The sequence below is a fragment of the uncultured Jatrophihabitans sp. genome (assembly GCF_964246335.1).
Taxonomy (GTDB): domain Bacteria; phylum Actinomycetota; class Actinomycetes; order Mycobacteriales; family Jatrophihabitantaceae; genus Jatrophihabitans.
The window spans coordinates 1-10,639 of sequence record NZ_CAXTQF010000090.1 but is presented as its reverse complement, the minus strand read 5'-3'; the positions used below and the strand labels follow the sequence as shown (position 1 = coordinate 10,639).

The following is a 10,639-nucleotide window of genomic DNA, read 5'->3' as shown; positions in this document are numbered from 1 at the left end:
TGTCGATCTCGTTGTCGAAGTGGCCGATGTTGCCGACGATCGCCTGGTGCTTCATCTTGGCCATGTCGTCGGCCATGATGATGTCCTTGTTGCCGGTTGTGGTGACGAAGATGTCCGCCTTGCCGACGACGTCCTCGAGCGTGACGACCTCGATGCCGTCCATCGCCGCCTGCAACGCGCAGATCGGGTCGACCTCGGTGACGACCACGCGGGCGCCCTGGCCGCGCAGCGACTCGACGCAGCCCTTGCCGACGTCACCGTAGCCGCAGACGACGGCGAGCTTGCCGGCGATCATCACGTCGGTGCCGCGGTTGATGCCGTCGATCAGCGAATGCCGGCAGCCGTACTTGTTGTCGAACTTGCTCTTGGTGACCGAGTCGTTGACGTTGATCGCCGGGAACAGCAGCGTGTTGGCCTGTTCGAACTCGTAGAGGCGGTGCACGCCGGTGGTGGTCTCTTCGGTGACGCCGATGATCGCGGCGCCCATGCGCGTGTAGCGGCCGGGGAATTCCTTGATGGACCGGCGAAGCAGGTTGAGGATGACGCCGTACTCCTCGGAGTCGGTGTCCTCGACCTGCGGCACGGCGCCGCCGGTCTCGTACTCGGTGCCCATGTGGATCAGCATCGTGGCGTCACCGCCGTCGTCGACGATCGAGTCGGGACCGCTGCCGTCGGGCCAGGTGAGCATCTGCTCGGTGCACCACCAGTACTCCTCGAGCGTCTCGCCCTTCCACGCGAACACCGGGATGCCCTGCGGGTTCTCCGGGGTGCCGTTCGGGCCGACGACGGTCGCCGCGGCGGCGTGGTCCTGGGTGGAGAAGATGTTGCAGCTGACCCAGCGCACGTCGGCGCCGAGCGCGACGAGGGTCTCGGCCAGCACGGCCGTTTGCACGGTCATGTGCAGCGAGCCGGCGACCTTCTTGCCCTTGAGCGGCTGCTGCGGGCCGAACTCGCGGCGCAGCGCCATCAGGCCCGGCATCTCGTGCTCGGCGAGGTCGATCTCCTTGCGACCGAACGCGGCGAGCGACAGGTCGGCGACCTTGAAATCGGTGACGCTGCCGGCGCTGTCTGCGCTCAGTTCGGCGGTCGGGGTGCTGGTCACGCTGTCTCCTTTTGATTGACGAGCTTGCGGAATGTCGTGCGGGCGGTGCTCGGGCCGGTCTCGGTTCTCCGGGGTGGCGAGGCGGCGGAAGATGCCGGCTTCCGGTGGCTCGGCTGTGCGGTAGAGCGGGCCGAACCAATCGTCGACCGCCCGGGCGAGTTGCGCGTCGGTGCGCATCCGCAGTTCGAAGGCGATCTCGGTGATGCCGATGCCGTGCTCGTCGATCAGCGTGCGCAGTCTGCGCAGCCGCTCGATCTGCCGCGGCCCGTAGTGCCGGTGACCACCCGGGCTGCGCAGGGCCGCGACCAGCCCCGCCTGCTCGAGGTAGCGCAGCATCCGCTGCGACCATCCGGTCGCCTCGGCTGCCTGCTGCATGGTCACCGACTGCATCGTGGGATAAATCTACCACGATCGTGTCAGCTTTACCGGGTCAGGGTGACGGGGACGGGCCCGCCTGTACTCCGGTGGTAGCGAAGTGCACGGTGCCGGGCTCACTGAACGCGACCGACGTGAAGCGCCGATGACCGCCGAACGCGGCCGGCCAGCCCACCTCGGCGGGCACCTGCACGATCAGCGGACCGGCTGCGAGCGCGCGAGGCAATCGGATCCGGCGTCCGCGGGCGGTCACGATCAACGGCGCGCTCGGCTTGTCCACGAGCCGTCGCAGCCGTTCGCCCAACCCCGGTCCGTCCGGCTGGAACGACATCGTCACCATCTGCCCGGCCGCGACGTGCGGCACGGTCACCGGCCGACCGGCCGCGACGCGGACGGTGCCGGCCGGCTTCGCAGCGGCACAGCGATCAGCGCTCTTGCGCAGCAGCAGCCAGCGCGCATTGCTCGACACCGGAATCGTCGAGCACATCTCGGTACGGACGTAGAGGGGTGGGTCCCAGAGGCTGCTGCGATGGTCGATGCCCGTGACGACCGGCCGGAGGATGTAGGCGTCGGCGGGCAGCGAGCGAAGCCGGTCCGTGGCGATCCGGTCGAGCTCTCCCGAATACGCGTTGTAGGACTGCACCAACGGCTCGGCGACGCTATGCATCCGGTACGCCCAGGGCAGCGCGGAGTCGGAACCGTCGACGGAGACGGGGTGCCTGCCGATTGTTGCGAGCATTCCCGGGGGCACGGCGTAACTGGACCGCTCGGCGCGGCGCGCCAGGTCGAGGATCGCCTGCTGCCGGGCCGGAACCGCGACCGTCCGCACAGCGATCCCCCACCGGTGGGCGACTGTGTGCGGATTCAGGTATATCGCGTTGTTCTGCGCCTCGAGGACGACCAGGACACACAGGGCGCCGCCGGCCACCAGCAGGATCGGGCGCCGGCGGACGTGTCGTCGGGCGGTGCCGCGCTGCGCGACCGATCCGGCCGTGGCCAACCACACGACCACCGGCAAGGAGTACAGGAAGAACGCCACGAGATGCACTGCGTCGAAGCGGCCCGTCCCCTCGCGTAGGGCGAGGTATTCGACGAGCGCGCTGATCAGGATGACGCCGAGACCCCGCCGCAGCCCGGCGACGACCCAGAACCGTACGGCGAGTGCGAGCACTCCCAGCAGCACGATCGCGAGCACGAGGTAGTCGAAGTGCGAGCCGCCGCGATGGCCCATCGCGTCGGTGTAGTACTTCGAGATCTGGTACGAGGCACGCAACCAGCTCCAGAAATTTCCGAGGTGCTGGCCGGCGACGACCCACGCGACGACGGTCGTCACCACGAACGCGACGACCGCCGAGGCGATCATGACAAGACGCCGCGCCGCGGTGAAGAGGCACGCGATCGCCACCATGACGATGAGCAGCACACCCTCGGAGAATTTCACCTGCAGCACGAAAGCTGCGAGCGCGGCGCAGACAGCCGGCGCCCAGCGTCGCGCGCGCCGTGGCCCGGCGGCGCCGGCATGGTCGAGCAGGACGAGCGCGGCGCCGACGACGAGCACCGCGCTCGCAGAACTCGCGCTCTCCCCGGTCTCGGGCGTGCAGAGGACCAGCACGACGGTGCTGATCGCCGCGGCCGCGATGCGTGTCGTCACCCGGCTCACGGTCGCGCGCAGGGCGAGCCAGGTGAAGCCGAGGGTCAACACCCAGAAGACGACGCTCAGGGCGAGCTCGACGCGGCTGAAGGCGAGCGGCCAGTCGACGAACCCCCACGGGCCGTAGGTGAAGTCGAAGTCCTTGCCGAACTGCAGCCCCTGCGGGTGGGCCAGGTTCAGGCTGCTCTTCCAGGACGCGTCGAGGCCGCCGTAGCCGAACCCGGGGTGCGGGACCACATCGAACGGTGCAGCGCACAGCACCAGGGTGAGCGCGAGCAGGGCCCCCTGCGCGGGCCACAGCTCGCGGACCCTCCTGCGGTTGCGCCGACCGAAGCGCCGCGCAACGGATCGCACGTCCTCGCGCGTCCCACCCCGCCGGGTGGCGCTGCCCGTCCGCCGGTGCTGCTCCGCCACTAGATCCGGCCGTCGGCGACCGCCTGCGTGATCCAGGGGATCACCTCGTCGAGCATTTCGTCGAGCGACGTCGTCGCCTCGAAGCCGAGTTTCTCGCGCGCCTTCGCCACGTCCGGCACGCGCTTCTGGACGTCGTACTCGAACGGGTCGTCACTGACGATGCGCAGCGGCTCGTCCGCGCCCTTGATCTTGCGCCAGATGACCTCAGCCAGGTGGCTGACGGTGGTCGACTCGGCGGTCGACAGGTTGAAGTCGTCGTTGGTGGCCGCCGGGTGCTCCATCGCGGTGACGATGCCGCGCGCGAGGTCCGCGCCGTAGGTGTAGTGGCGGACCTGCTCGCCGCTGCCGAGGACGTGCAGCGGGTCCTGACCCTTGAGCACCTTCTGCACGAGGTCGGGGACGACGTGGCTCATCGCCAGCTTGACGTTGCCGGACAGGACGTCCACATCGCCCAGAGCGCGGGATTCACCGACGCCGACGCAGTTGAACGGCCGCAGGATGGTGAACGGCAACTTGTACTGGTCCCACGCTGCCCGCGCGAAATACTCGACCGCGAGCTTCTGAAAGCCGTAGGAGGACAGCGGCGGCGGCACCTTGCGCTCGTCTCCCTCGACGGACGGCCAGGTGGTCGTCGACTCGAAGACCATGGACGAGCTCAGGTAGGTGACCTTCTGCAGGCTGCCGTTGCGGTGGGCCTCGATGGCCGCGTCACAGCTCGACGCGATGATGCGTTCGTTGGTGGCGAGCAGGTCGTACGGATAGGTGTGGAAGTAGGAGATGCCGCCGATGAGCGCCGCGCCTGCGATCAGGTGGTCGGCGCCGTCGAGCAGCTTGACCATCAGGTCGGTGTCGCGTGCGTCGCCCTCGACCAGCAGGTAGTTCGGGTGGTCGTCGTAGGACTTGTGCACCTTGCCGTACTTCGAGAAGTTGTCCAGGCCGACGACGTCGTAGCCGCGGCCCAGCAACTCCTCGACCACGTAGCCGCCGATGAACCCGGCAGATCCTGTGACGAGGACCTTGGGCATGACTTTCTCCTTCACTTTCGTCTATTCGCGCGACAAATCGGCTGATCGGGTCTCCTCGTCGGTCAGCCGCGATCCGAACGCGTAGAAATACCAACGCAGGTAGCGCGGTAACCAGCGGTAGAGCTGGAAGTTCGACGTGCCGAGCTCCCGGTCGAGCCAGATGGTCGGGATCTCGGCGACCGGCAGCCGCAGCCGGCGTGCCTTCGCGGTGAGCTCGAGGCCGAGTTCGAACCCGTGCCTGCTGTCGACCGACACCCGCCGCACGAAGTCGGTCGAGTACGCCTTGAAACTGTTCGTCGCGTCGCGCGTGCCGACCCGCGCGATGAGGTGCAGCGAGCGTCCCGCCAGGCGCGAGAGCAGCCCCTTGAGCAGCGGGCCGCCCACCTGCTGACCGCCGGGCATGTACCGCGACGCCGCGGCAACCACCACCCCACGCTCGACGAGGTCGACCAGCGCGCCGATCTGTGACGGGTCGTCGCTGCCGTCGGCCATCGTCACCACGACGACCGGGGCGGTGGCAGCGTCGAAGCCGAACCGAATCGCGTTCGCCGGCCCCCGGCCGTGTGTGTTGAGGGTCGGCCGCACCCGGGGATCCGCGGCCTGCAGGCGCTGCGCGACGGGTGCCGTCGTGTCGTCCGGGGTGTCGAAGACGATCAGCAGCTCGAAGGGCACGGACACGGCCCGGGCGATGCGCTGCACGACCCGCTCAATGCCCTCACCCTCGTTGTAGGCGGGGACGATGATGCTGACCCGCGGCTCCTCGGCGTCCGCAGGCGTCGATATCGCCGCAGGATCGGAGGTCACACCAGGACCCCGTCACCGCGCAGATTCCACACGTCGACGATCGGCACGGACGCCTGCAGGTCTGCATAGGCCCGGTGCGGTGCGCCGACGATCAACAGGTCCGCACCGGCGATGACCTCGTCATGCGACACGAGACGCGCGTCGTCGACGTAGGGGTCGGTGCACAGGACGCCGCCCGCCTTGACGAGCAGCACACGACGCAGCTTGTAGCTCAGGCTGGAGCGGATGTCGTCGCTCTCGCCCTTGAACGCCATGCCGAGGATGCCGACGGTCATGTTCTCCAGGTCGTACTTCTCCGCGAGCCGGGAGGCGATGTACAGCGGCAGGCCCTCGTTGACCAGCATGGCCGCGTGCCCGAGGGGGAAGTTGTTGTTGCTGAACGCCGCAAGCTGCATCGCGTCCTTGAACAGGCACGGACCGGCGGCGAAACCGGACATCGGCAGGTCGGCCGCGCGCGGGTAGTCGAGCATCAGGGCGTCGCGGATGCGGGTGAAGTCCAGTCCCGCGTCGTTGGCGAGCATGTAGAACTGGTTCGCCGTGGCGAACTTGATGTAGCGCCACGTGTTGGTGAACAGCTTCGCGAGTTCGGCCTCCTCGGGTGCCAGCGGCACGATCGAGTCGGTCAGGGTGCGGAACAGCGTCGCCGCACGTTCCTGAGCACGCGGGGTGCGTGCGGCCACCAGTTGCGGCAGGGACCGGAGTTCGGTCATCGCCTTGCCCTCGGCGATGCGTTCCGGGCAGAACGCGATGTCGATGTCGTGTCCGAGCGCGGCTACCGCGCGTTCGACCAGTGTGGTCACGCCGGGGTAGACGGTGCTGCGTAGTACGAGCAGCTGTCCGTCGCGCAGGTACTCGCCGACCTGGTTGATCGCCCGCGGGATGGCCTGCGGGTTCGGGCTGAGGAACTCGTCGACGGGCGTGCCGACGACCACCACGACGCACTCGGCCTCGCTGATCACCTCGGGCTGGGTGGTCGCCACGAGCGTGTCCGCGGCCCGGGCGGCGCGCAGCGGCGCATCGGCACCGTCCTCGCGGAACGGCAGCTCCCCGTCGTTGACGGTCTTGACCGTGGCTTCGTTGATGTCGTAGAGCGCAACCTTGCGGCCCTGATCGGCCAACGCGATCCCGAGCGGCAGACCGACATGCCCGCAACCGCCGATGATGACGACGTCGAACCGAAAGCTATTCACCATGAACTGACCGCATCCTGTCCCATTTTTCTCGGGCGCACCCGCCTCCGAGCGCCGACGAGACGGTACCAATCCGAGCGGCGGTGCGCCCGGAGCCTCGCGACGGCGCCACAGCGTGTCAGCCGTGCATCCCGCGTCGGAAGGGCTTGACTCGGTATGCCACGAATTTTACAGTCCTTTAACTTGGTCCTGCGACGCGGTGTCGCAGAGAGTCGAGCCCGACGCCCCTACAGGAGCAGGACATATGCGCGTCTTGCGCTGCGCCACGAGATCCACGATCGCGTTGTTCGGCGCGAGTGGGGTCGCCGCTGCCGTCGCCCTCCTGACCGTCCTCGCCTGCGCGGGGCCGGCGTCGGCGACCTCGGGGTCGGCACCCGGCAGCAGCGCCGGGCGGGTGATCGGCCGGCCGGTCGCCGCGCCGATACGCAACTCGGCGACGCTGCGCGCGAGCATCGCCCTCAACGTCACCGTGTCGGGGCACCGGGGCGGCGGCCAGGAGGAACCGCAGAACTCGCTCGAGGCGTTCGGAAACGCGTTGGCCGAGGGCGTCGGCGAGGTGGAAGCGGACACCTGGATCACCGCGGACGGCGTCGGGATCATCGAGCACGACGAACAGTTCACCGCGCCGCGCTGCAGCGGGCCGTACCTGGACCAGAACGTCTACACGCTCACCTACGCCGAGGTGCAGCAGATCCAGTGTGACGGGCAGCCGATCCCCACCGAGGACCAGTTGCTGCAACTACTGCTCGACAGCACGAACACCACCACCAAACTGCGGTTGGAGGCGGCGACCTATTCCGGCGAGAGCCCCGACTTGGTGCGAGCCTGGGCGAAGCAGGTCGGCGACGCCGTGGTCGCGGCGCATCTGATCGGCCGCACGATCATGCAGGACTTCAGGTGGGAGGGCATCGCGGGGTTCCACGACGCGTCCCCGTCGTTACGCGTCTCGGCGCTGATCGTGAGACCGACCACGACGGCGGCGCTGCAGGCCAAGAACTTGGGCGCCTACGACCTGTCCTACAACGCGGACTACGAGACGCCGTACCTCAATGAGTACCTCCGCTCGATCGGCCTCGTGCCGACCGTCTACAACGTCGACCCGTTGCTCGCCGAGCCGGGTGCGCTCACGTCGGCGGAACAGAAAACAGTGATCGACGGTGTCGAACGCGCCGTGTCGGCGGGCGCCAAGGTGATCATCGTCAACAACCCCGCGCTGGTTGTGTCGACCCGCACCGGGTCGAGCCACTGCAGCCTCGGCTGGCAGAACGTGGCCGATCACGCACTCCAGCCGACGATCCGGTCCGCGTCCGCGTACACCTACCGCACGGCCGCCCCGCTGCCGACCTACGAGGTCGCGCGGCTGCAGGTTCGCGAGACGCTGCACGCGAGCGAAGGAATGCAGCTGACGCCGGAAGGTCTTGCCACCCACGCGGTAACCCTGCACCTGCTGAAGAACCGCGATCAGATCGTCCAGGTCGGTATGGCGGAACTCAACGGCGTCCAGATCGCGACGTCCTACCCGTGGGCCGGCATCACCGTCACCATCACCGGGTTCTACGCACGCAGCTGCAGCTGATCAACCGCCGGCGCCGGCGATGTAGACCGTGCCGGCGCCGCTGATCGTCGTCGCCTCGGCGGCCGGGACGAACGCCGCGTGGCCGGCGCCGACCGGCACGTCGCCGACCTGGACGGCGCCGGACGTGCACAGCACGATCGACGGGCCTGCATCGTCCAGACCGACGGCTTCGTCGACCTCGAAGGTGACGAGCCGGAAGTCGGGCACCGGCACCTCGAACACGCCGCGCTGCGCGGGCCAGCGTGGCTGCGCCAGCGGCTCGAAGTCGGTGATCGCGAGCAGCTCGGCGACGTCGACGTGCTTGGCGGTCAACCCGCAGCGCAGCACGTTGTCGCTGTTCGCCATGATCTCGACGCCGGTGCCGCGCAGGTAGGCGTGCACGTTGCCCGCACCGAGGAAGATGGCCTCGCCCGGCTCGAGGCGCACGTAGTTCAGCAGCAGGGCGAGCACTACGCCGGCGTCGCCGGGGAAGTCCTGCGTGGCCAGGGCGACGCCGTGCAGCGTCTCGCCGCGCCCGGATGCGCGTTCGCCCACCGCACGCGACACGGGCGCGATGTCCGGGTGTTCGAGGATCGCGGTGAACGCGGTGCGTAGCGGTTGCGGCGAGTCGAGCGCCGCCGTCACGAAGTCGAGTTCGGGCAGGGCGAGTGCGGCCAGCACATCCCGGACGACCGGCACCGGACGGAAGCCGCACAGTGCGTCGAAGGGTGTCAGCGCGCAGACGAGTTCGGGCTTGTGGTTGGCGTCGCGGTAGTTGCGGGTCGGCGCGTCGCGCGCGATCCCGGCCGCGTCCTCTGCGGCGAATCCCGCGCGGGCCTGGTCGAGTGTCGGATGCACCTGGATGGACAGCGCGGTGCCCGCTGCCAGCACCTTGAGCAGGAACGGCAGGCGGGGTCCGAACCGGTCGAGCGCGCCCGCGCCGAGCGTCGTCAGCGGGTCCTCGTCGATCACCCGGTCGAGGGGCACGCCGGTCTCGACGACGGTCGACGGATCATCGGGGTGCGCGCCGAACCACAGCTCGGCGGCCGGCCGGCCGTCGGGCTCGACCCCGAGCAGCTGCGGGATCGCGGTGGTCGAGCCCCAGTCGTAGCGGCGCAGGACGCCGTCGAGGGCGAGGACGGCCATCAGCGGCTGCGCTCCCGGTCGAGGTCGGGTTCGAGGTAGATCACCCGGGCCGCCGGCACCGCTGCCCGCACCCGCGCCTCGGCGGCGTCGATGGCGCTCGCCACCTGCGCCAACGACGCGCCGGGCGGCATCGCCAGCTTCGCGCCGACGAGCAGCTCGTCCGGGCCGAGATGCATCGTGCGCAGGTGGATGACCCGCTCGACGCCGCTCGTTTCGCCGTCACCCACCAGGCCGGCCTCGATACGGGTGAGATCAGCCGCAGAAGCGGACTCGCCCACCAGCAGGCTCTTCGTCTCGACCACGAGGACGAGCGCCACGGTGATGAGCAGCGCGCCGATGGCGCAGGTGCCGATGCCGTCCCACACCGGCTGGCCGGTCAGCGTCGCGAGCGCCACGCCGATGAGGGCGAACGCGAGGCCGGTGAGCGCGGCGACGTCCTCGAGCAGCACGACCGGCAGCTCGGGGTTCTTCGCGTGCCGCACGAAGCCGAACCACGAATCGTCGCCCTTCAGCTCGCGCGACTCGTGCACCGCCGTGCGCAGCGAGAAAGACTCCAGGCCGATGGCGACGACGAGCACGACGACGGCCACGAGTGCACTGTCGAGGTGGTGCGGGTGCCGGATCTTCTGCACGCCCTCGTACAGCGCGAACAACCCGCCCGCGGAGAACAGCAGCAGCGAGACGAGGAACCCGTAGACGTAACGATCGCGGCCGAAGCCGAACGGATGCTGCGGTGTGGCGCGCCGCCGCGCCGACCGGGCGCCGCGCAGCAACAGCCCCTGGTTGCCCGAGTCGACGACCGAGTGCACGCCCTCGGCGAGCATCGACGACGAGCCGGTGATGCCGAACGCCACGAATTTGATCACTGCGATGCCGAGGTTGGCGCCGAGCGCGGCGAAGATCGCTTTGCTCCCGCCGGACGCGCTCACCGTGCCCCCTCCCCACGCATCACCGCTTGTTGATCAACAGGAGGTTTTGCGCACCCTGATGCGCAAATCCTGCTGTTGATCAGCGGGAGAAATGGGACGGGGCGGTGGGCCGCAGTGGGGGTGCCCATCAGTGATCTCGCTCGGCGGGACCGCGCGACCCGGGGTCGAGGCCGAGCCCGAACGCCAGGTAGGCGGCGGTGAACTCGCCGAACGCCGTAGCGGCGGCGAACCGGGCGAGCGGCTCGCCGGCCGGCACGGCGACGCTCGACGAACGCAGCCCGAACTGGGCGGCCAGCTCGTGCAGCGCCGCGGCCGCGCGCCGCGCGGCGACCTCGTCGAGCTGGATCTGCGCGTCGCTGCGTTCACCCAACAACATGTCGGCCGCGGTCCCGTCGTCACCGACGACGAGCAGCCGCGGGCGCGGGCGGGTGGGCTCGTCGTCCACCCG

At 69.2% G+C, this 10,639-nt stretch carries 9 protein-coding genes; 1 reads left to right on the top strand and 8 read right to left on the bottom strand.

The window, feature by feature from the left end; all coding sequences use genetic code 11:
- The 5 genes from ACFFCN_RS17455 to ACFFCN_RS17435 all read right to left on the bottom strand — a co-directional run.
- On the bottom strand, window positions 1-1,477 hold a 1,477-nt coding region (locus ACFFCN_RS17455; protein ID WP_375493717.1), incomplete at its 3' end, for an adenosylhomocysteinase.
- Between the two features lie 55 nt (window positions 1,478-1,532).
- Window positions 1,533-3,482, bottom strand: coding sequence for a hypothetical protein (locus ACFFCN_RS17450; protein WP_375493715.1), 1,950 nt, complete (start codon window positions 3,480-3,482; stop codon window positions 1,533-1,535).
- Window positions 3,483-3,541: 59 nt separating this feature from the next.
- Window positions 3,542-4,567 carry an NAD-dependent epimerase/dehydratase family protein gene (locus ACFFCN_RS17445; protein WP_375493713.1) on the bottom strand — a complete coding sequence of 342 codons (1,026 nt, stop codon included), beginning with the start codon at window positions 4,565-4,567 and terminating at the stop codon, window positions 3,542-3,544.
- 21 nt (window positions 4,568-4,588) lie between these two features.
- The gene (locus ACFFCN_RS17440; RefSeq protein WP_375493711.1) at window positions 4,589-5,371 is read right to left on the bottom strand and encodes a glycosyltransferase family 2 protein; all 783 of its coding nucleotides are present in this window, start codon (window positions 5,369-5,371) and stop codon (window positions 4,589-4,591) included.
- The gene (locus tag ACFFCN_RS17435; RefSeq protein WP_375493709.1) at window positions 5,368-6,564 is read right to left on the bottom strand and encodes a nucleotide sugar dehydrogenase; all 1,197 of its coding nucleotides are present in this window, start codon (window positions 6,562-6,564) and stop codon (window positions 5,368-5,370) included. Before ACFFCN_RS17435 ends, ACFFCN_RS17440 begins: the two co-directional genes overlap by 4 nt.
- A 241-nt stretch (window positions 6,565-6,805) precedes the next feature.
- Between ACFFCN_RS17435 and ACFFCN_RS17430 the strand changes: the two genes are divergently transcribed.
- Complete coding sequence (locus ACFFCN_RS17430; RefSeq protein WP_375493707.1) at window positions 6,806-8,137, top strand: glycerophosphodiester phosphodiesterase; 1,332 nt, start codon at window positions 6,806-6,808, stop codon at window positions 8,135-8,137.
- Here ACFFCN_RS17430 and manA read toward each other — a convergent pair whose 3' ends face one another.
- From manA to ACFFCN_RS17415, 3 genes are all read right to left on the bottom strand, one after another.
- Window positions 8,138-9,262: a mannose-6-phosphate isomerase, class I gene (manA, locus tag ACFFCN_RS17425; RefSeq protein ID WP_375493705.1), complete on the bottom strand. Its 1,125-nt coding sequence runs from the start codon at window positions 9,260-9,262 to the stop codon at window positions 8,138-8,140.
- Entirely contained in the window at window positions 9,262-10,191 is a 930-nt protein-coding gene (locus tag ACFFCN_RS17420) for a cation diffusion facilitator family transporter (protein WP_375493703.1), read from the bottom strand. The genes manA and ACFFCN_RS17420 overlap by 1 nt, the downstream gene beginning before the upstream one ends.
- A 127-nt stretch (window positions 10,192-10,318) precedes the next feature.
- On the bottom strand, window positions 10,319-10,639 hold a 321-nt coding region (locus ACFFCN_RS17415; protein ID WP_375493702.1), incomplete at its 5' end, for an SIS domain-containing protein.

Excerpts from the sequence above, each read along its gene's own strand:
- ACFFCN_RS17435 (WP_375493709.1), bottom strand. The coding sequence starts at position 6,564 with ATGGTGAATAGCTTTCGGTTCGACGTCGTCATCATCGGCGGTTGCGGG.
- manA (WP_375493705.1), bottom strand. The coding sequence starts at position 9,262 with ATGGCCGTCCTCGCCCTCGACGGCGTCCTGCGCCGCTACGACTGGGGC.
- ACFFCN_RS17430 (WP_375493707.1), top strand. The coding sequence starts at position 6,806 with ATGCGCGTCTTGCGCTGCGCCACGAGATCCACGATCGCGTTGTTCGGC.
- ACFFCN_RS17445 (WP_375493713.1), bottom strand. The coding sequence starts at position 4,567 with ATGCCCAAGGTCCTCGTCACAGGATCTGCCGGGTTCATCGGCGGCTAC.